This is a genomic window from Micromonospora sp. NPDC004704 (assembly GCF_053601675.1).
In genome coordinates, this window is record NZ_JBSGCD010000019.1 from 42,904 (window position 1) to 62,159 (window position 19,256).

A 19,256-nucleotide genomic window follows, 5' to 3' on the forward strand; every position below is an offset into this window, starting at 1 on the left:
TACGAATCGCGGACGAGCGGCGCCCGTGTCCGGTGCCCCCGTCCGACGTCTCATGATTATGGCGTGACAGATTTCCTACAGCAGCCCGCCGAAGGGTCAGAACGGTTGCGGCCCTCGGTTGCCGTCGGTCGGGCGACCGGTGCGTTGGCCGCCGCCGGAATCGGCCCCGCCCGGGCCGAAGCGGAGCTGCTGGCCGCGTACGTGCTGGATACGTCGCGTGGGCGGTTGGCGCTGACGGCCAGGTTCACCCCCGCCCAACTCGACCGGTTCGCCGAACTTGTCCGTCGTCGGGTGGAGCGCGAGCCGTTGCAGTACCTCCTCGGTTCGGCACCGTTTCGTTATCTGGAGCTGGCGGTCGGGCCGGGCGTCTTCGTACCCCGTCCGGAGACCGAACTGCTCGCCGGCTGGGGGATCGAGGGGGCCCGCGCGATGGTCGGGGCCGCCGGGGGCACGGGTGCGCCCGTTGGGCCGCTCGTGGTCGACCTGTGCAGCGGCAGCGGGGCGATCGCCCTGGCGGTGGCCGACGAGGTGCCGCAGGCGCGGGTGGTGGCGGTCGAGCGGTCCCCGGAGGCGCTGTCCTGGCTGCGCCGCAACGCGGCCGAGCGGGCTACCGCCGGGGACCGGCCGGTCGAGGTGGTGGCCGGCGACGTCACCGATCCGGAGCTGCTCGCCGGGCTGGCCGGGCAGGTGGACATCCTGCTCTGCAACCCGCCGTACGTGCCGTCGGCGACCGCCGTACCCCCGGAGGTGGCCGACCACGACCCGGCGGAGGCGGTCTTCGGTGGCCCCGACGGCCTGGCGGTGATCCGCCCGGTGCTGGCCCGCGCGGCCGACCTGCTGCGCCCCGGCGGGCTGCTCGGCATCGAGCACGACGACACCCACGCCGAGGCGGTACCGGCGCTGCTGCGCGCCGACGGCCGGTTCGACGAGGTACGCGACCATCCGGACCTGACGGGCCGGGCCCGGTTTGTCACCGCGTGTCGCACTGACGGCACCCGTGCCGCCGATGCCGTTCCGGCGTGGCAGACTGGCTCCTCGTGATGCTCTACGACTGTCGGTCCCTCGCCGAGCGCGACCGCGGTATCGCCGCCGCGATCGAGGCGGTCAAGAACGGCGAGCTTGTCGTGCTACCCACCGACACGGTGTACGGGATCGGCGCGGACGCCTTCACGCCGTACGCCGTCACCGCGCTGCTGAACGCGAAGGGTCGGGGTCGGTCCATGCCGCCGCCGGTCCTGGTCGGTTCCCGGCACACCCTCGACGGGCTGGTCTTCACCCTGCCGTCGGCCGCCCGGGACCTGGTTGCGGCGTTCTGGCCGGGCGCGTTGACGATCGTCGTCGAGCACTCGCCCAGCCTCCAGTGGGACCTCGGCGACACCGCCGGCACGGTCGCGGTACGGATGCCGATGCACCCCGTCGCGCTGGAGGTGCTCCGGGAGACCGGGCCGATGGCGGTCTCGTCGGCGAACAAGACCGGGCAGCCCGCGGCGACCACCGCCGAGGAGGCCCGCGACCAGCTCGGTTACTCCGTCCGGGCGTACCTGGAGGCCGGCACCGCGCCGGACCCGGTGCCGAGCACCATCGTCGACCTCACCGGCGAGATCCCCCGCGTGCTGCGGGAGGGGGCGATCCCGCTGGAGAAGCTGCGCGACGTCGTACCGGACATCCAGGGCCGGGTGGCCTGAGTGCCGCCGTTCACCGTCCTGCACGTCTGCATGGGCAACATCTGCCGCTCCCCGATGGCCGAGCGGCTGCTCGCCCTCGCGATCCGGGAGCGGCTGGCCCGGCGGGCCGACGGTGCGACGGGCGGGCCTGGGCTCGCCGACGAACTGCTGCACAGCCACAGCGCCGGCACGGGCGGCTGGCACGCGGGTGAGGAGATGAACCCGCCCGCCGCCCGTCAGGTCCGCTCCCGTGGCGGTGACATCGACGGCTTCGCCGCCCGCAAGCTGCGTTCGGACCAGATCGACGCGGCCGACCTGGTGTTGACCGCCACCGCCGACCAGCAGGACTACGTGGTCGCGCTCCGCCCCGACGCGGCCGGGCGGACCTTCGTGCTCGGCGAGTTCGGCCGGCTGCTCGCCGCCGTCGACCTGACCGGGCTGCCCGCCGCATCGGCCACCCCGGACGAGGTGTACGCCCGAGGGGTCGCCCTGGTCGAGGCAGTCGACGCCGCCCGGCGGGGCAGCACCCCGCTGCCGGCGGACGATCTCGACGACCCGTGGGGCCGGGGTGACCAGTGCTTCAGCCGGGTCGCCGACGAGATCGAGGAGACCGTCGACCCGCTCGCCGCCGCCCTGCTGCCCTGAGCGCATCGCCGGGGGTTGTCGTCCTGACCAGGGCATAGGTCGATCACGCCGGGCCGCTCCGTACACTCCACTGCGGTGGCGCACTCGACGAGGAGACCACATGAGCAAGTTCTACGGGCCCGACTTCGACGAGTTGGCGGCCACCGATCCCGAGATCGCCGACGTCGTCCTGGGCGAGTTGGACCGGTTGCGGGGCGGACTGCAACTCATCGCCAGCGAGAACCTCACCTCGCCGGCCGTACTGGCGGCGCTCGGCTCGACCCTGACCAACAAGTACGCCGAGGGTTATCCCGGACGGCGTTACTACGGTGGCTGCGCCGAGGTGGACCGGGCCGAGGAGATCGGCATCAACCGGGCCAAGGAGTTGTTCGGCGCCGAGCACGCCAACCTGCAACCGCACTCCGGGGCGAGCGCGAACCTGGCCGCGTACGCGGCGCTGGTGCAGCCGGGTGACCCGGTGCTGGCGATGGAGTTGCCGCACGGCGGTCACCTGACCCACGGCAGCCGGGTCAACTTCTCCGGCAAGTGGTTCTCCCCGGTCGGCTACACCGTCCGCCGGGACACCGAGCTGATCGACTACGACGAGGTACGCGACCTCGCCCTGGCGCACCGACCGAAGCTGATCATCTGTGGCGCGACCGCCTACCCCCGGCTGATCGACTTCGCCCGGTTCCGGGAGATCGCCGACGAGGTCGGTGCGTACCTGATGGTGGACGCCGCGCACTTCATCGGGCTGGTCGCCGGCGGGGCGATCCCGTCCCCGGTGCCGTACGCCGACGTGGTCTGTTTCACCACCCACAAGGTGCTCCGGGGACCGCGCGGCGGCATGATCCTCTGCCGGGAGGGGCTCGCCGAGCGGATCGACAAGGCGGTCTTCCCGTTCACCCAGGGTGGTCCGTTGATGCACTCCGTCGCGGCCAAGGCCGTCGCGCTGCGCGAGGCCGCGTCACCCGACTTCAGGACGTACGCCACCCAGGTGGTCCGCAACGCCCAGGCGCTGGCCGCCGGGCTCGCCGCGGAGGGGATGCGGCCGGTCTCCGGGGGCACCGACACCCACCTGGCCCTGATCGACCTGCGGGAGCTGGACGTGACCGGGCGGGACGCGGAGGAACGGGCCGGCCGGGCGGGGATCACGCTGAACAAGAACGCCATCCCGTACGACCCGCAGAAGCCGATGATCGCCTCAGGGATCCGGGTCGGCACCCCGAGTGTCACCACCCAGGGCATGCGCGAGGGTGAGATGCGGCAGATCGCGACCCTGATCTCCCGGGCCGTCCGGACCGATCCGACCGCCACCGGTGGCGAGGAGACGCTGGCCGCCGTCGCCCACGAGGTCACCGAGCTGGTGGCCGGCTTCCCGGCGTACCCCCGTGGCTGAGCTGGCGGCGGACCGCGCCCTTCCCTCCGACAGAGACCCGGCCGAGTCCCCCGCACCGGTCGACGCACCCCGCGCTGACGACGTCGCGGACCCTGCGTCCCCGACGGACAATCACTGGCGATTGCAGCACCTGCCGGTGCTGCTGTTGGCCTCCGCGGGCCTGGTCGCGCTGGCCGCCCTGGTCGGCGGCCTGACATCCGGTACGACCGGAGCGATCGGTGCGGCGATCGGCGTTGCCGTCGTCACTTTCAGTTACACATCGTCCACCCTGGTCGTGGCCTGGGCCGATTCGGTGGACCCGCAACTGGTCCTGCCGTTCGGTCTGGCGATGTACGCGGCCAAATTCTCGGTGTTCGGCGTGTTGATGGCCGCGGCGGCTGCTACTGGCTGGCCAGGGCTGGTGCCGCTGGCGCTCGGCGTGGTCGCCGGCGTGGCGGTCTGGACCGGTGTGCACATCTGGTGGATCACCGCTGTTCACCTGCGGCGGACCACCACCTAGCACGGCGCGGCAAAAAACTGTCCGTGATCGGTCATTTCCCAGCGGGCCTAAGCGGAGTAGCGTGCCTCCAGACGACGCTGCGCCCCAGAACGCCCACACACCTCGGTTGTGCGGGGGGTGCCTCCTTGCCTCGTATTTCTGGCTGATACCGTTCGCCGTGTCATGGCCGGTGACCAAACCCCCCAACCCGCTGACGGCACAGGCGACTATCAGCCGCCCAACGCCGGACAGGGATGGACCGCGCTCGCGTACCTGATCGCAGGGATGTTGGTGTGGGGCCTCATCGGCTGGCTGGTCGACCGGTGGCTCGAGACCGATGGCGTCGCCATCGGGATCGGCGTGGTACTCGGCGCGGCTGGTGGGATCTACCTGGTCATCCGCCACTTCGGCGCGCCGCCTAACTAGGGAAGGGACGCGGTGATCGGACAAACGGTCGTCCTCGCGGAGGGCGATTCTCCGTTTCCACCCAGCGTGGGGGACTTCTTCCTGCCCAGCATCGCCCCGTGGGGCGGACACTCGCTGTGGGTCACCAAGATCACCCTGCTGGTCTGGCTCGCGGCCGGTTTGCTCATCCTGTTCTTCCTGCTGAGCTACCGCAAACCGCAGCTGGTGCCGACCAAGAAGCAGTGGTTCGCCGAGTCGATCTACGGCTTCGTGCGCAACAACATCGCCGTGGAGATGATCGGGCACCGTGGAGTCGCCTTCGCGCCGTACTTCACCACGCTCTTCTGTTTCATCCTGCTGACGAACCTGTTCAGCATCGTTCCGCTGATCCAGATCTCGCCGAACTCGCACATCGCCTTCCCGGCGATCTTCGCGGCGATCAGCTACGTGATGTTCATCTGGGTGGGCATCCGGCACCACGGTGCGGGCAAGTTCTTCAAGAACGCCCTCATCCCGCCGGCGCCGTGGTACATCCTGCCGTTGCTGATTCCGATCGAGGCATTCTCGACGTTCCTGGTTCGCCCGTTCTCGCTGGCCGTGCGTCTGTTCGCGAACATGTTCGCCGGCCACATGCTCCTGCTGGTCTTCACCCTCGGCGGATTCGCGATGCTCAACGCGACCCCGCTGCTGGCGCCGGTCTCGGTGCTCTCCTGGGTGATGACCGTCGCGCTGACCTTCCTCGAAGCACTGGTCATCGTCCTACAGGCCTACGTCTTCGTCGTGCTGACGGCAAGCTACGTGCAGGGCGCTGTCGCCGAAGAGCACTGATCCACAACCGCACAACCGTTGTCGTCCCGCGTGACCGTCACGCGAGATACCCAGGAGGAACCAACTAATGGACATCGCCGCAGTAGAGGGCAGCGTCGCCGCCATCGGTTACGGCCTTGCCGCCATCGGCCCCGGCATCGGCGTCGGCCTGGTCTTCGCCGCGTACATCAACTCGACGGCGCGTCAGCCCGAGTCGTCGCGGATCACCCTGCCCTACGTCTGGATCGGCTTCGCCGTGATCGAGGCGCTCGCGCTGCTCGGCATCGCATTCGGCTTCATCTGGCAGGGCCAGCTCTAGTTCCGCCCGCCTTCGTCAACGGAGGGTTCACATGCTTTACATCGCCGCTGCGGAAGGCGCCACCGAGCACAACCCGATTCTCCCGCTCTGGCAGGAGATCGTCGTTGGATCGGTCGCCTTCGCGCTGCTCTGCTTCGTGCTGATGAAGTTCGTCTTCCCGCGCATGGAGCAGACCTTCCAGGCGCGGGTCGAAGCGATCGAGGGTGGCATCAAGCGGGCCGAGGTCGCACAGGCCGAGGCCAACCAGCTCCTCGATCAGTACCGGGCCCAGTTGGCGGAGGCACGTACCGACGCCGCCAAGATCCGCGACGACGCGCGGGCCGACGCCGAGGGCATCCGACAGGACGTCCTGGCCAAGGCGCGCGAGGAGTCCGACCGGATCATCGCGCTCGGCAAGGAACAGCTCGCCGCCGAACGGCAGACCATCGTGCGTGAACTGCGCGCGGAGGTCGGCACGCTCGCGGTCGACCTGGCCAGCAAGATCGTCGGTGAGTCGCTCGCCGACGAGGCGCGTCAGAAGGGCACGGTCGAGCGCTTCCTGACCGGGCTCGAGAGCGCGGGGGCCCGCTGATGCAGGCCGCCAGCCGGGAGTCGTACGCCGCCGTGGCGGAGCGTCTGGACGCGTACGCCCAGACCGCCGAGCCGTCGGCGATCGCCGACACCGCCGACGGGATCCTCGCCGTGGCCGATCTGCTGCGCCGTGAGGCGCGGCTGCGGCGGGCCCTGTCCGACCCGGCCCGCTCCGGCGAGGAGCGGGCCGGCCTGCTGGGCAGCCTGGTCGCCGGCAAGGTCAACTCGGACGCGTCCGAGCTGCTCACCGCGCTGGTCGGTGGTCGCTGGTCGGCTCCGTCCGAACTGCTGACCGGCACCGAGCGGCTCGGGGTGGAGGCACTGCTCGCCAGTGCCGACCGGGCCGACGACCTCGGTGAGGTCGAGGACGAGCTGTTCCGCTTCGGCCAGGTGGTCGGTGGAGACACCGGACTGAGCAACGCCCTGTCCGACCCGATCGCGCCGGTGGCGCAGCGGACCGAGCTGGTTCGGACCCTGCTGTCCGGCAAGGCGAAGCCGTCGACCATCCGCCTGGCCGAGGTGGCCCTGGCCGGCTTCGGTGGACGGTCCTTCTCCAACGGGCTCACCCGCCTGGTGGAGCTGGCCGCCGACCGCCGTGACCGGCAGGTGGCCTACGTGACCGTCGCGGCGCCCCTCGGTGAGGAAGAGGAGCGCCGGCTGAGCACCAAGCTGACCGAGATCTACGGTCGGGAGGTCACCGTCAAGCAGACGGTCGACCCGCACGTGCTCGGCGGGCTGAGCGTCCAGGTCGGTGCCGATCTCTACGACGGCACCATCCTGCGCCGACTCACCGAAACCCGTAACGCGCTCACCAAGCGCTGAACGAACTACGCCGTACTTAGCCTGCCGCTCTGAGTTAACTCCGGGCCCTGAATAGAGGAAGCAGAGGATGGCCGAGCTGACCATCTCGTCGGAGGAGATCCGCGGCGCCCTGGAGCGCTACGTCTCCTCCTATTCGCCCGACATCTCCCGCGAGGAGGTCGGCACTGTCGCCGACGCCGGTGACGGCATCGCGCACATCGAGGGGCTCCCCTCGACGATGGCCAACGAGCTGCTGGAGTTCGAGGACGGCACGCTCGGTGTGGCGCTCAACCTCGACGTCCGGGAGATCGGCACCGTGGTGCTCGGCGACTACGCCGGCATCGAGGAAGGCCAGCGCGTCAAGCGCACCGGCCGGGTGCTGTCCGTTCCGGTCGGCGACGCCTTCCTGGGTCGCGTGGTGAACGCGCTCGGTGCCCCGATCGACGGTCTCGGTGAGATCGCCAACGAGGGCTTCCGCGAGCTCGAGCTGCAGGCGCCGAACGTCATGGCCCGTCAGGGTGTGACCGAGGCCCTCCAGACCGGCATCAAGGCCATCGACGCGATGACCGCGATCGGCCGGGGTCAGCGTCAGCTGATCATCGGTGACCGGAAGACCGGCAAGACCACGGTCGCGATCGACACGATCCTGAACCAGCGGGACAACTGGCGGTCGGGTGACCCGGCCAAGCAGGTCCGCTGCATCTACGTGGCGATCGGCCAGAAGGCCTCCACCATCGCCTCGGTGAAGGGCCTGCTGGAGGAGCAGGGCGCGATGGAGTACACCACCATCGTCGCCTCGCCCGCCTCCGACCCGGCCGGCTTCAAGTACATCGCCCCGTACGCCGGCTCGTCCATCGGGCAGCACTGGATGTACGGCGGCAAGCACGTCCTGATCGTTTTCGACGACCTGACCAAGCAGGCCGAGGCGTACCGCGCCGTGTCGCTGCTGCTGCGTCGCCCGCCGGGCCGCGAGGCGTACCCGGGTGACGTCTTCTACCTGCACTCCCGCCTGCTGGAGCGCTGCGCCAAGCTCTCCGACGAGCTGGGTGGCGGCTCGATGACCGGTCTGCCGATCATCGAGACCAAGGGCAACGACATCTCGGCGTTCATCCCGACCAACGTCATCTCGATCACCGACGGGCAGATCTTCCTCGAGGGCGAGCTGTTCAACCAGGGTGTCCGGCCGGCGATCAACGTCGGTACCTCGGTCTCCCGGGTCGGTGGCGCCGCGCAGGTCAAGCCGATGAAGAAGGTCGCCGGCCGGCTCCGGCTGGACCTGGCCCAGTACCGCGAGCTGGAGGCGTTCGCCGCCTTCGCCTCCGACCTGGACAAGGCCTCCCGTAACCAGCTGGACCGTGGCGCCCGCCTGGTCGAGCTGCTCAAGCAGCCGAACTACTCGCCGTTCCCGGTCGAGGAGCAGGTGGTGTCGGTCTGGGCCGGTACCGAGGGCAAGCTCGACGACATCGCGGTTGCCGACGTACGCCGGTTCGAGAACGAGTTCCTCGAGTTCCTGCGGCACAACTACAAGTCGACGCTGGATTCGATCGCGGCGTTCAACTGGAGCGACGACGAGCCGCGCGCCCTGGACGAGGCGATCAACCGGTTCAAGGCCCAGTTCCTGGGTAAAGCGGACGACGTGAAGGTCAACGAGGCCGCAGCCGCGCCCCTCGAAGGCGAAGAGAACCGCGAGACCGTAACCCGGTACCGGGATGGCGGGACCGACGCTGCGGTAGAGAAGTAGGGCTGACCAATGGCGGCCCAGGTTCGCGTTCTTCGTCAACGAATCCGCTCGGCGAAGTCGATGAAGAAGATCACCAAGGCGATGGAGCTCGTGGCGACGAGCCGGATCGCCAAGGCCCAGGCCCGGGTCGCGGCGTCCCTGCCGTACTCCCAGGCCATCACCGGTGTGCTCACCGCGCTGGCGTCCAACGCGGCGATCGACCACCCGCTGCTCACCGCCCGTCCGCGGGTACGGCGAGCCGGGGTCGTGGTGGTCACCAGTGACCGCGGCCTGGCCGGCGGTTACAGCTCCAACGCGATCAAGATGGCCGAGTCCCTGCTGGCTCGGCTGCGGGACGAGGGCAAGGAGCCGGTGCTCTACGTCATCGGCCGTAAGGGCGTCACCTTCTACCGGTTCCGCAACCGGCCGATCGAGGCGAGCTGGACCGGGTTCTCGGAGCAGCCGTCGTTCGCGAACGCCCGCGAGGTGGGAGAGACGCTGATCAAGGCGTTCGGCCACGGCGCGGACGACGAGAGCGGCAGCGGCGGCATCGACGGCGTGCTGGGCGTGGACGAGTTGCACATCGTCTACACCGAGTTCAAGTCGCTGATGACGCAGAACCCGGTTACCAAGATCATCGGCCCGATGGAGGTCGAGGACCGTCCGCGGTCCGAGGGCCTGCTGCCGGCGTACGAGTTCGAGCCGGAAGCCGAGGCGCTGCTCGACGCACTGCTGCCGAAGTACATCAACACCCGGATCTACGCGGCGTTGATCGAGTCGGCGGCGAGTGAGTCGGCGGCACGCCGGCGCGCGATGAAGAGCGCGACCGACAACGCCGAGGACATGATCGACAGATACACGCGTGAGATGAACTCGGCCCGCCAGGCCGGGATCACCCAGGAGATCAGTGAGATCGTCGGCGGCGCCAACGCGCTGGCCGCGTCGGGAAGTGAAGTGTGATGACTGCACCAGTAGAGACGAAGACCGCCACCGGTCGGGTGGTACGGGTCATCGGCCCGGTCGTCGACGCCGAGTTCCCGCGCGACGCCATGCCGGAGATCTTCAACGCCCTCAACGTCACCGTCTCGCTCTCCGGTGGAGAGAAGACGCTGACCCTTGAGGTCGCCCAGCACCTGGGCGACAACATGATCCGGGCCATCTCGATGCAGCCGACCGATGGCATGGTCCGCGGCGCCGAGGTCCGGGACACCGGCAACCCGATCATGGTCCCGGTGGGTGACGGCACCAAGGGTCACGTGTTCAACGCGATCGGCGAGTGCCTCAACCTCAAGGAGGGCGAGAAGCTCCAGGTCTCCGACCGGTGGGGTATCCACCGGAAGGCCCCGGCCTTCGCCGACCTCGAGCCGAAGACCGAGATGCTGGAGACCGGCATCAAGGTTCTCGACCTGCTCGCCCCGTACGTCAAGGGTGGCAAGATCGGCCTGTTCGGCGGCGCGGGTGTGGGCAAGACCGTGCTGATCCAGGAAATGATCATCCGGGTTGCGAACAACTTCGGTGGTACCTCGGTGTTCGCCGGGGTGGGGGAGCGTACCCGTGAGGGCAACGACCTCATCCACGAGATGACCGAGTCCGGCGTCATCGAGAAGACCGCGCTGGTCTACGGCCAGATGGACGAGCCGCCGGGCACGCGTCTGCGGGTCGCCCTCTCCGCGCTGACCATGGCGGAGTACTTCCGGGACGTGCAGAAGCAGGAGGTGTTGCTCTTCATCGACAACATCTTCCGGTTCACCCAGGCCGGCTCGGAGGTTTCCACCCTGCTGGGCCGGATGCCGAGTGCGGTGGGTTACCAGCCGACGCTCGCCGACGAGATGGGCGAGCTCCAGGAGCGGATCACCTCGGTCCGAGGCCAGGCGATCACCTCGATGCAGGCGATCTACGTGCCGGCGGACGACTACACCGACCCGGCACCGGCGACCACCTTCGCCCACCTGGACGCGACCACCAACCTGGAGCGGTCGATCTCCGACAAGGGCATCTACCCGGCGGTTGACCCGCTGGCGTCCTCCTCGCGGATCCTCGCCCCGGAGTACGTCGGTCTGGAGCACTACACCGTCGCCTCCGAGGTGAAGCGGATCCTGCAGCGCTACAAGGACCTGCAGGACATCATCGCCATCCTCGGTATCGAAGAGCTCTCCGAGGAAGACAAGATCACCGTTGGGCGTGCCCGGCGGATCGAGCGCTTCCTGTCGCAGAACACCTTCGCGGCCGAGGTCTTCACCGGCATCAAGGGTTCGTACGTGCCGGTCAAGGACACCGTCGAGGCGTTCAAGAAGATCAGCGAGGGTGAGTTCGATCACTTCCCCGAGCAGGCGTTCTTCATGTGCGGTGGCCTGGACGACCTGGAGCGCAACGCACGCGAGCTGATGAAGGACTAGTTTTCCGTACTGCGACTGGGGACCGTGCCGGCTGACCGCCGACACGGTCCCTTTTCGCGTACGCGGGGTGCGGGGCGGCCCAGTTGATCTTCCAGGCGTTTACCCAGAAACCAGCGCTACGCTCTGCAACGTCCGTGCCCTCGTAGGGCCGTCCGTTTCCGTCGGGGCGCGATGATGGGAGATGCCTGGTGACCGACCTCGGTACGCCGACCACACACGGCAAGCGCAGGAAGAAGTCGGCGGTGCCGCGCTGGGCGCGACTCTGCACGATCTTCGGTACCGTGCTGATGCTGCTCAGTGGGGTCGTACTGGTCGGGTTCGAGGCGCTGCTCTCGCGCTACCAGGGTGCGGTGGCCAGTGCCGACCTCTTCGGCGACGAGGGACCCGGCACCCCGCCGCCGAAAGTGTCCGACATCAAGGGGCCGGTCAACATCCTGCTGGTCGGCATCGACCCGCGGCAGCCGTCCACGCCCCCGCTGGCCGACTCGATCATGATCCTGCACGTGCCGGCCGGGATGGACCGGGCGTACCTCTTCTCGCTTCCCCGTGACCTGCGGGTGGACATCCCCGCCTTCCCGAAGGCGAACTACGCCGGCGGCAACGACCGGCTCAACGCCGCCATGTCGCACGGCAGCCTGGTGCCCGGGAAGAACCCGGACGCGGCCAAGGGCTTCGAGTTGTTGCAGACCACGATCAGCAACTACACCGGCATCAAGCGGTTCGACGCGGGCGCGATCCTCAACTTCGGCGGTTTCAAGAAGATCGTCGACGCGATGGGCGGCGTCGACATGTACATCGACGCCGACACCAAGTCCGAGCACCTCCAGCCGGACGGCACCCCGCGGCCGGGCAACCCGAACGGCGAGGGTTACATCGGGCCGCAGCGCGAGTACAAGAAGGGCCAGGCCCACCTGAACGGCTGGCAGGCCCTGGACTACGTACGGCAGCGCAAGACGCTGGTCGACGGCGACTACGGGCGGCAGCGGCACCAGCAGCAGTTCATCCGGGCGATGGCGAGCCAGGCACTCAGCCGGGACGTGGTGACCAACCCGCTCAAGCTGGACGCGGTGCTGCGCGCCGCCGGCCAGTCCCTGATCTTCAACGGTCGTGGGCACAGCGTCGCCGACTGGGCTTTCGCCCTGCGTGACCTGCGGTCCGACTCGATGACGCTGATCAAACTGCCGCACGCCGCGCTCGGCTCGTCCAGCAACTACCAGGGCGAGCAACTGAAGGACCCGGCCCCGGACTTCTTCGCCTCCGTACAGGCCGACACGCTGGACACCTTCGTGGCCGCGCACCCCGAGCTGATCAACACGGACAAGTAGCCGGGGGTGCTTCTCGCCACCCGCCGTGGGAACGGGACGGATGCGCGACTAGACTCGGTGGGATCCCGTAGCTATACAAGGAGTCAGCGTGGCAAATCAGCTACACGTCGAGCTCGTAGCCGTCGAGGAGAAGGTCTGGTCCGGTGACGCCGAAATGGTCGTCGCGCGGACGACCGAGGGCGAGCTCGGAGTGCTGCCGGGCCACGCTCCGCTGCTGGGGCAGCTCGCCGAGCCCGGACAGGTCCGGATCAAGCTCGCCGGTGGTGAGCAGATCACGTTCGAGGTGGCCGGTGGCTTCCTCTCGGTGACCGGCTCGGGCGTCACCGTCCTCGCCGAGAGCGCCACCCCGGTTACCGCCGCTTCGACCCGCTGACCCGGCACGTCGGTGCTGGTTCTGGAGTGGATCGGGGTCGGCGCGCTGGTCGTGCTCGCCGGCCTGCTCGTACTCTTCGTCCGGCGTGCCCTGGTGACCCGCTCGGGCGGGATCATCCGGCTCAGCGTACGGGTGTCGACGATGCTCGACGGCCGGGGCTGGTCGCCAGGATTCGGGCGCTTCACCGACGACGAACTGCGCTGGTACCGGATGTTCAGTTTTGCCATCCGGCCCAAGCGGGTGCTCGCCCGTCGGGGGCTCGCGGTTGAACGTCGCCGGTTGCCCGAGGGCCAGGAACAGTTCTCCATGCCGGCCGACTGGGTGATCCTCCGCTGTACCAGCCATCAGGCACCGGTGGAGATCGCGATGGCGCAATCCACGGTGACCGGTTTTCTCTCGTGGCTCGAGGCCGCTCCTCCGGGGGCGGTCTCGCCGCGTCTGGGGGCTCATGATTGGCCTGCTGCTTGAGGGTGTTCGTTGGGGGGTTGGGCCCGCCGTGCCCGGCTCCGAGCGGTCAGGCTTGATCTCTCCGCCGGGCACGGCGGGCCCAACCCAAACCTTTGTTCGTCAACGCCCGGTCCCGATGGGGACCGGGCGTTGTTGCTTGGGAGCAGGGGTGTTCGCTTCAGGCGGTGGTGTCGTCCCTGCTGGCGCTGACCGGGGTGAGGCCGGAGTGGGGGCGGGTGGGGCGGATGGGGCGGCGGCAGTGGTAGACGAGTGCGGGGGGCAGGTTCGCCCAGACCGTACGGCCCATGGTGACCTCTTCGAACCGGGACCGGAGTGCGGTGCGGAGTCGCTGTGCCGGCGGGGTCCAGATCGCGAACAGGTAGGCGAAGGTGGTGAACGCGCCGTCGTCGGCGAGCCCGTCGGCGACCGCGTCGAGCAGGTTCTGCTGCAGGTCGTTGTTGAAGGCGGCCCAGGGCAGGCCGCTCACGATCACGTCCGCTTGGCGGTGGCCCCGTGCGGCAAGCAGGTCACGGAGTTTGCGGGCGTCGTCCGAGATGACGTCCACCGCGGGGTAGCGCCGACTCAGGGCACCGGCGAAGTCGGGGTTGATCTCGATGGCGAGCTGGTGGCCGCGCCCGCCGAGCCGGCGCTGGATCTCGCCGGTGAAGGAGCCGGTACCCGGTCCGAGTTCGACCACCACCGGATCGCCCGTACGCGGAACCGGTGCGGTGATCTTGTCTGCCAGTGCCCGTGAGCTGGGCGCGATCGCACCGACCGCCATCGGCTGACGGACAAACTGGGTCAGGAACGTTAATTTCTCATTGGCCACGGCCACCAAAATAGGCGATGACCGCCCGTACCCGGTCGTCCGGATGGTCGGAACTTCGGCCACCCGGAGGAGGCGGACCGGCCGGTGGCCGGACCGGCTGCCCACGCCCGCTACGTATCGTTGGCGGGTGCGAACGGGGCGGTGGCGGTGGGGTCCGGATCTGTTGCTCGGACTGGTCGGGCTCGCGCTGGTCGCGGCCAACGGCCTGCTCGGCTGGGCCGAGATCCAGGACAACCCGGTCGTCGCCGGCCTGGCCACCGCGACCGGGCTCGCACTGTTCGGGGCGCGGCGCTGGCCGTGGCCGACGATGGCGGTCGAGGCGACCCTGCTGGTGGTCGCCGACGCCGTCGCCCCACCGAACAGTGTCATCACCCAGCTGGGGCTGGCGGTCGCGTTGGCCGTGGTCGGCTACCGCTCGCGCTGGTTGGGCAGCGCCACGGCGTTCCTGCTGGCCCTCGTCGCGACGCTGATCGACGTGGTCGACCCGGGCGGGGAGCAGCTGGGGCTCACCGACAAGGAGGCGACGGTACGGGTGCTCGCCATCGCGGCACTGGTCGGCGCGCCGATCGTGTTCGGCCGGTACCTGCGCCGGCAGCGGGACGCCACCCTGGTCGCCGAGGAGCGTGCCTGGGAGGCGGAGACCCGGCAGGCGGCGGAGAACCGGGCGGCCCGGCTCGCCGAGCGGACCAGTATCGCCCGGGACCTGCACGACATCGTCGCCCACCATGTCAGCGCCATCGCGTTGCAGGCCGGCGCGGCCCAGTTCGCCGCCCGGCACACCGGCAAGGTGGACGACGCGGTGGTGGCCCTCGGCGAGGTGCGCGGTACGGCCGGTCGGGTGCTCGACGAGCTGCGCGAGCTGCTGGAGGTGTTGCGCGACCCGGAGGCGGTCGAGGCGACCACGGTGCTGGTCGAGCCGGAGCAGATCTTCCGGGACGCGGTCCGCCAGGTCGAGGCGGGCGGGCTGGAGGTTCGGCTGGCGGGTGCCGAACTGGTGGCCGGGGCGCCGCTGGTGGTGCGTACGACCGCGGCGCGGGTGATTCAGGAGGGGCTGACCAACGCGCTCAAACACGCCGGACCCGGCAGTTCGGTGTCGGTGCGGCTGTGCCGGGAGGAGCGTGGCCTGCTGGTCGAGGTACTCGACAGCGGCTCTGTACGGGCCGATCCGGTCCGTACGGAGCTGCCGCCGTCGGGGCACGGCCTGGCCGGCATGCGGGAGCGGGTCGGGCTGCTCGGGGGTAGGTTGGCCGCCGGTCCCGCCGCCGATGGGGGTTGGCGGCTGACAGCTCACCTACCGGTCAAGGAGACCGCATGATCCGCGTACTCGTCGTGGACGACCAGGCGCTGGTCCGCGCCGGAGTCGCCCTGCTGCTGCGTACGGCCGGGGGTTTCGACATCGTCGGGGAGGCCGCCGACGGATCGGAGGCGGTACGCCTGGCCCAACGGCTGCACCCCGACGTGGTGCTGATGGATCTGCGGATGCCGAGGATGGACGGGATCGAGGCGACCCGGCGGATCCTCGACCATCACCCGGCCGCCAGGGTGTTGGTGCTGACCACGTTCGCCGACGACGCCGACATCTACGGTGCCCTGGGCGCCGGTGCGATCGGTTACCTGGTCAAGGACGGCGAGCCGGAGGCGCTGATCGAAGCGGTCCGGCGGGCGGCCAACGGGGAGTCGCTGCTGGCCCCGCCGGTGCTGGCCCGCATCGTCGGCCGCGCCCTGTCCGCCCACCGCGAGGACGCCCAGCGGGACGCCGAGCAGGTCCCCGTCGGGCAGCGGCGCCTGCTCACCGACCGGGAGCGGCAGGTGCTGGCCCTGGTCGGGGTCGGGCTCTCCAACGCCGAGATCGCCGGCCGGCTGCACCTGGGCGTCACCACGGTCAAGACCCACGTCTCGGCCGCGATGGAGAAGCTACGGCTGCGCAACCGGGTGCAGGCCGCCGTGGTGGCCCACCGGCTCGGGCTGGTGGACGACGGGTTCAACCTGGTCGAGGAGCCCGACCCCGACCCGGTGGTGGGCGCCCCCTAGGGCTGCCTCCGGCCACCCGGAGGAGGCCCGGCGGCCGGCTGACCGACGTGGCGGCGTACCGGTGGGCGTCAGGGTAGCTGGGTGGAGATCATCAGCGCCTTTGTCGACTGGCTCGCCGGGTTGTCGACCGGCTGGTTGTACCTGACCGCAGCGGTCGTGCTGGCCGCCGAGGTGGCGGTGCTGCCGGGGATGGTCCTGCCGGCGGCCACCACGATGCTCACCGTCGGTTTCCTGGCCCGTGCCGGTGACCTGGACCCGGCCACCGCCCTCGTGGTGACCAGCCTGGCGGCGATGCTCGGCGACCACCTCGGCTTCCTGGAGGGGCGGCTGGTGGGGCCCCGGCTGCGGCGGGGTCGGTTCGGCCGCCGGATCGACGCCGGGCGGTGGGAGCGGGCGGAGCGCCTGCTGACCGCCGGGGGCGGCCCGGCGATCGTGCTCGGCCGGTGGACGCCGTACGTCCGGACCCTGGTGCCCCGGATGGCGGCGGTGGCCGGGCTGCCGTACCGGCGGTTCGCGGTGTACGACGCCGCCGCGGTGCTGGTCTGGGTGCCCGGCATCTTCCTGATCGGCTATCTCGCCGGGGCGTCGTACCTGCGGATGGGCGGACTGATCGGCACGGTGGTGGTGATCGTTGTGGCCGTGGCCGGGCTGGTCACCGCCGGCGTGTGGGCCCACCGCCGTCGGGGTCGGGGCCGTGCCCGCCGTGACCGGGAGTCCGCCACAGGATGCCGGGGACGGGTACGGCATGCCCGGTCGCCACTGCGGCGGCGTGGCCCGGACCAGGGGCGGCGTACCCGCCCGGACACCCGTACGGCTCGGTCGGAGCGGGACCCGTCCCGGTGGTGATCAGCGTGCGCCCGGCGTCACCTCCGGCCGCCGGGGACCCATAGCACATCCCCGTCGGGATTGGCCGTTCTTGCCAGGATGAAGAGCAGATCGGATAGCCGGTTGAGATACTTTGCCGGAAGGATGCTGGTTCGTTCCTGATCGTGGTTCACCAGTGCCCAGGCCGCTCGTTCGGCGCGCCGGGCCACCGTGCGTGCGACGTGCAACAGAGCCGCTCCCGCGGTGCCGCCGGGCAGGATGAAGGAGTCGAGCTTGCCCAGTTCCGCGTTGTACTCGTCGCACCAGGTTTCGAGCCTGGTCACGTACTCCTCGGTCACCCGCAGCGGCGGATATGCCGGATTCGGCTCGACCGGGGTGGCCAGGTCGGCGCCGACGTCGAAGAGGTCGTTCTGGATAGCGGCCAGCACCGTACGCAGACCGTCGTCGAGTTGGCCGAGCGCGAGGGCCACCCCGATCGCCGCGTTGCACTCGTCCACGTCCGCGTACGCGGCGATCCGCGGATCGGTCTTCTCGACCAGTTCGTTGTTGCTCAGCCTGGTCTGGCCGGCGTCGCCGGTCCTGGTGTAGATGCGGGTGAGGTGAACGGCCATGACGGACAGCGTACGGAGGTCCGACGGCGAGCCGCCCACCCAGACGGTGACCGGTGACGGAACCGACCCGACCGGCGGGCTGCCGGGGGACTGGCCGCCGGCCGGGGTGACCGCAGAGGTGGCGGCCGACCCTACGATTGCCGACGTGGACGTGATCAGGGTCAGCGGTGGCGCCCGGCTCGCCGGTGAGGTGCACGTCGTGGGCGCGAAGAACTCCGCGCTGAAGCTGATGGCGGTGGCGCTGCTGGCGCCCGGCCGCAGTGTGATCACCAACGTCCCCCGGATCACCGACATCGCGATCATGGGCGAGGTGCTGCGCCGGCTCGGTTGCGAGGTCTCGTTCGGCGAGGACAACGGCACCTCGACCGGGACCATCGAGGGCATCCCGGTGGTCGGGGTGGCCGACGGCGTACCGGTGGAGGTGCCGCCGGTGGACGGCGCCGGACCGGTCCGCGACGTCGCCTCGACGGCCAGCGGCGAGGCCCAGGCGGCGGTCGACCTCGGTGCACTGCCCGGCCGGGCCCGGACGGTGACCATCGACGTGCCCGCCGAACCGGGCACCGACGCCGACTACGACCTGGTACGCCGGCTGCGTGCGTCGATCTGCGTCCTCGGCCCGTTGCTGGCCCGGCGCGGTTACGTCCGGGTGGCCCATCCCGGTGGTGACGCGATCGGCTCCCGGGGCCTGGACATGCACGTGTCGGGCCTGGCCCGGATGGGTGCGGAGATCTCCGGCTCGCACGGCTTCGTGATCGCCTCGGCCCCGAACGGGCTGCGCGGGGCGACCATCTGGCTGGACTTCCCCAGCGTCGGCGCGACCGAGAACCTGGTCATGGCCGCCGTGCTGGCCAAGGGGATCACGGAGATCGACAACGCGGCCCGCGAGCCGGAGATCGTCGACATCTGCACCATGCTCTCGGCGATGGGAGCCAAGATCGAGGGAGCCGGCACCTCGACCATCCGGATCGAGGGCGTCAGCGAGTTACGCCCGGTGCAACATCGTACGGTCGGCGACCGGATCGTCGCCGGCACCTGGGCCTTCGCGGCGGCCATGACCCAGGGGGACGTGACCGTGACCGGTGCGAGCCCCAGCTTCCTGGAGATCGCCCTGGACAAGGTGATCTCCGCCGGTGGCCTGGTCGAGACCCGGACCGACGCCTTCCGGGTACGGATGGACCGGCGCCCGACCGCCGTCGACGTGGTCACCCTGCCGTTCCCGGGCTTCGCCACCGACCTGCTGCCGATGGCGATCGGGATGGCCTCGGTCAGCGAGGGCGCTTCGCTGATCACGGAGAACATCTTCGACGGCCGGTTCATGTTCGTGAACGAAATGGCCCGGCTCGGCGCCGACATCAAGACCGACGGGCACCACGCCGTGGTCCGGGGCCGGGAGCGCCTCTCCAGCGCCCCGGTCCGGGCCACCGACATCCGGGCCGGCGCCGGCCTGGTGATCGCCGGCCTCTGCGCCGACGGGGTGACCGAGATATCGCACGTGCACCACGTCGACCGGGGCTACCCGGACTTCGTCGCGGACCTGCGTGCCCTCGGCGTCGAGGTCGAACGCACCACCGCCCCCGCCGAGCAGAACTTCTCCCTCTGACCCCCTGCTCCACCCCCGCTGCTCGTCCCCGC

22 protein-coding genes are annotated in these 19,256 nt (G+C 70.0%); 20 read left to right on the top strand and 2 right to left on the bottom strand.

Annotated features, from left to right (window positions below; all coding sequences use genetic code 11):
• The first annotated feature begins 63 nt into the window (after nt 1–63).
• From prmC to ACWEFB_RS23960, 16 genes are all read left to right on the top strand, one after another.
• Nucleotides 64–1,041: a peptide chain release factor N(5)-glutamine methyltransferase gene (prmC, locus tag ACWEFB_RS23885; RefSeq protein ID WP_452288773.1), complete on the top strand. Its 978-nt coding sequence runs from the start codon at nt 64–66 to the stop codon at nt 1,039–1,041.
• On the top strand, nt 1,041–1,685 hold the full coding sequence (locus ACWEFB_RS23890; RefSeq protein WP_326563160.1) for an L-threonylcarbamoyladenylate synthase: 645 nt from the start codon (nt 1,041–1,043) through the stop codon (nt 1,683–1,685). The genes prmC and ACWEFB_RS23890 overlap by 1 nt, the downstream gene beginning before the upstream one ends.
• Nucleotides 1,686–2,309, top strand: a complete 624-nt coding sequence (locus tag ACWEFB_RS23895; RefSeq protein ID WP_326562845.1) for an arsenate reductase/protein-tyrosine-phosphatase family protein — start codon at nt 1,686–1,688, stop codon at nt 2,307–2,309.
• A 100-nt stretch (nt 2,310–2,409) separates the two neighbouring features.
• Nucleotides 2,410–3,687, top strand: a complete 1,278-nt coding sequence (locus tag ACWEFB_RS23900; RefSeq protein WP_326562846.1) for a serine hydroxymethyltransferase — start codon at nt 2,410–2,412, stop codon at nt 3,685–3,687.
• Nucleotides 3,688–3,808: 121 nt separating this feature from the next.
• Nucleotides 3,809–4,186 carry a hypothetical protein gene (locus ACWEFB_RS23905; protein WP_452288776.1) on the top strand — a complete coding sequence of 126 codons (378 nt, stop codon included), beginning with the start codon at nt 3,809–3,811 and terminating at the stop codon, nt 4,184–4,186.
• A gap of 162 nt (nt 4,187–4,348) precedes the next feature.
• Entirely contained in the window at nt 4,349–4,591 is a 243-nt protein-coding gene (locus ACWEFB_RS23910; RefSeq protein ID WP_326562847.1) for an AtpZ/AtpI family protein, read from the top strand.
• A gap of 12 nt (nt 4,592–4,603) precedes the next feature.
• Nucleotides 4,604–5,398: a F0F1 ATP synthase subunit A gene (atpB, locus tag ACWEFB_RS23915; protein ID WP_326562848.1), complete on the top strand. Its 795-nt coding sequence runs from the start codon at nt 4,604–4,606 to the stop codon at nt 5,396–5,398.
• A 67-nt stretch (nt 5,399–5,465) separates the two neighbouring features.
• Nucleotides 5,466–5,696 (top strand): ATP synthase F0 subunit C, encoded by a 231-nt coding sequence (locus ACWEFB_RS23920; RefSeq protein ID WP_121156754.1) that lies wholly within the window; start codon nt 5,466–5,468, stop codon nt 5,694–5,696.
• 31 nt (nt 5,697–5,727) lie between these two features.
• A complete protein-coding gene (locus tag ACWEFB_RS23925; protein WP_326562849.1) occupies nt 5,728–6,267 on the top strand; it encodes a F0F1 ATP synthase subunit B in 540 nt (179 codons plus the stop codon).
• Nucleotides 6,267–7,088 carry a F0F1 ATP synthase subunit delta gene (locus tag ACWEFB_RS23930; RefSeq protein WP_452288779.1) on the top strand — a complete coding sequence of 274 codons (822 nt, stop codon included), beginning with the start codon at nt 6,267–6,269 and terminating at the stop codon, nt 7,086–7,088. The genes ACWEFB_RS23925 and ACWEFB_RS23930 overlap by 1 nt, the downstream gene beginning before the upstream one ends.
• Nucleotides 7,089–7,155: 67 nt before the next feature.
• Nucleotides 7,156–8,808 (top strand): F0F1 ATP synthase subunit alpha, encoded by a 1,653-nt coding sequence (gene atpA / locus ACWEFB_RS23935; protein WP_452288781.1) that lies wholly within the window; start codon nt 7,156–7,158, stop codon nt 8,806–8,808.
• 9 nt (nt 8,809–8,817) lie between these two features.
• Nucleotides 8,818–9,747, top strand: a complete 930-nt coding sequence (locus ACWEFB_RS23940; RefSeq protein WP_452288783.1) for a F0F1 ATP synthase subunit gamma — start codon at nt 8,818–8,820, stop codon at nt 9,745–9,747.
• Nucleotides 9,747–11,183, top strand: a complete 1,437-nt coding sequence (gene atpD, locus ACWEFB_RS23945) for a F0F1 ATP synthase subunit beta (RefSeq protein ID WP_326562853.1) — start codon at nt 9,747–9,749, stop codon at nt 11,181–11,183. The genes ACWEFB_RS23940 and atpD overlap by 1 nt, the downstream gene beginning before the upstream one ends.
• A 188-nt stretch (nt 11,184–11,371) precedes the next feature.
• The gene (locus tag ACWEFB_RS23950; protein WP_452288785.1) at nt 11,372–12,508 is read left to right on the top strand and encodes an LCP family protein; all 1,137 of its coding nucleotides are present in this window, start codon (nt 11,372–11,374) and stop codon (nt 12,506–12,508) included.
• Nucleotides 12,509–12,596: 88 nt separating this feature from the next.
• Nucleotides 12,597–12,881: a F0F1 ATP synthase subunit epsilon gene (locus ACWEFB_RS23955; RefSeq protein ID WP_326562855.1), complete on the top strand. Its 285-nt coding sequence runs from the start codon at nt 12,597–12,599 to the stop codon at nt 12,879–12,881.
• Nucleotides 12,882–12,893: 12 nt separating this feature from the next.
• Nucleotides 12,894–13,349, top strand: a complete 456-nt coding sequence (locus ACWEFB_RS23960; RefSeq protein ID WP_326562856.1) for a DUF2550 domain-containing protein — start codon at nt 12,894–12,896, stop codon at nt 13,347–13,349.
• A gap of 157 nt (nt 13,350–13,506) precedes the next feature.
• On the opposite strand, the gene ACWEFB_RS23965 is transcribed toward ACWEFB_RS23960, so the two are convergent.
• The gene (locus ACWEFB_RS23965) at nt 13,507–14,163 is read right to left on the bottom strand and encodes a class I SAM-dependent methyltransferase (protein WP_452288788.1); all 657 of its coding nucleotides are present in this window, start codon (nt 14,161–14,163) and stop codon (nt 13,507–13,509) included.
• 121 nt (nt 14,164–14,284) lie between these two features.
• Between ACWEFB_RS23965 and ACWEFB_RS23970 the strand changes: the two genes are divergently transcribed.
• The 3 genes from ACWEFB_RS23970 (at nt 14,285) to ACWEFB_RS23980 (ending at nt 17,034) form a co-directional block, all read left to right on the top strand.
• Nucleotides 14,285–15,472 (top strand): sensor histidine kinase, encoded by a 1,188-nt coding sequence (locus ACWEFB_RS23970; protein ID WP_452288790.1) that lies wholly within the window; start codon nt 14,285–14,287, stop codon nt 15,470–15,472.
• Nucleotides 15,469–16,188 (top strand): response regulator, encoded by a 720-nt coding sequence (locus ACWEFB_RS23975; RefSeq protein ID WP_452288792.1) that lies wholly within the window; start codon nt 15,469–15,471, stop codon nt 16,186–16,188. The genes ACWEFB_RS23970 and ACWEFB_RS23975 overlap by 4 nt, the downstream gene beginning before the upstream one ends.
• A gap of 81 nt (nt 16,189–16,269) precedes the next feature.
• Entirely contained in the window at nt 16,270–17,034 is a 765-nt protein-coding gene (locus tag ACWEFB_RS23980; RefSeq protein WP_452288794.1) for a DedA family protein, read from the top strand.
• A gap of 17 nt (nt 17,035–17,051) precedes the next feature.
• Here the strand turns inward: ACWEFB_RS23980 and ACWEFB_RS23985 are convergent, their stop codons facing one another.
• Nucleotides 17,052–17,624, bottom strand: a complete 573-nt coding sequence (locus tag ACWEFB_RS23985; RefSeq protein WP_452288796.1) for a cob(I)yrinic acid a,c-diamide adenosyltransferase — start codon at nt 17,622–17,624, stop codon at nt 17,052–17,054.
• On the opposite strand from ACWEFB_RS23985, the gene murA reads away from it, so the two are divergent.
• Complete coding sequence (gene murA, locus ACWEFB_RS23990) at nt 17,623–19,224, top strand: UDP-N-acetylglucosamine 1-carboxyvinyltransferase (protein ID WP_452288798.1); 1,602 nt, start codon at nt 17,623–17,625, stop codon at nt 19,222–19,224. The genes ACWEFB_RS23985 and murA overlap by 2 nt on opposite strands.
• Nucleotides 19,225–19,256: the final 32 nt, after the last annotated feature.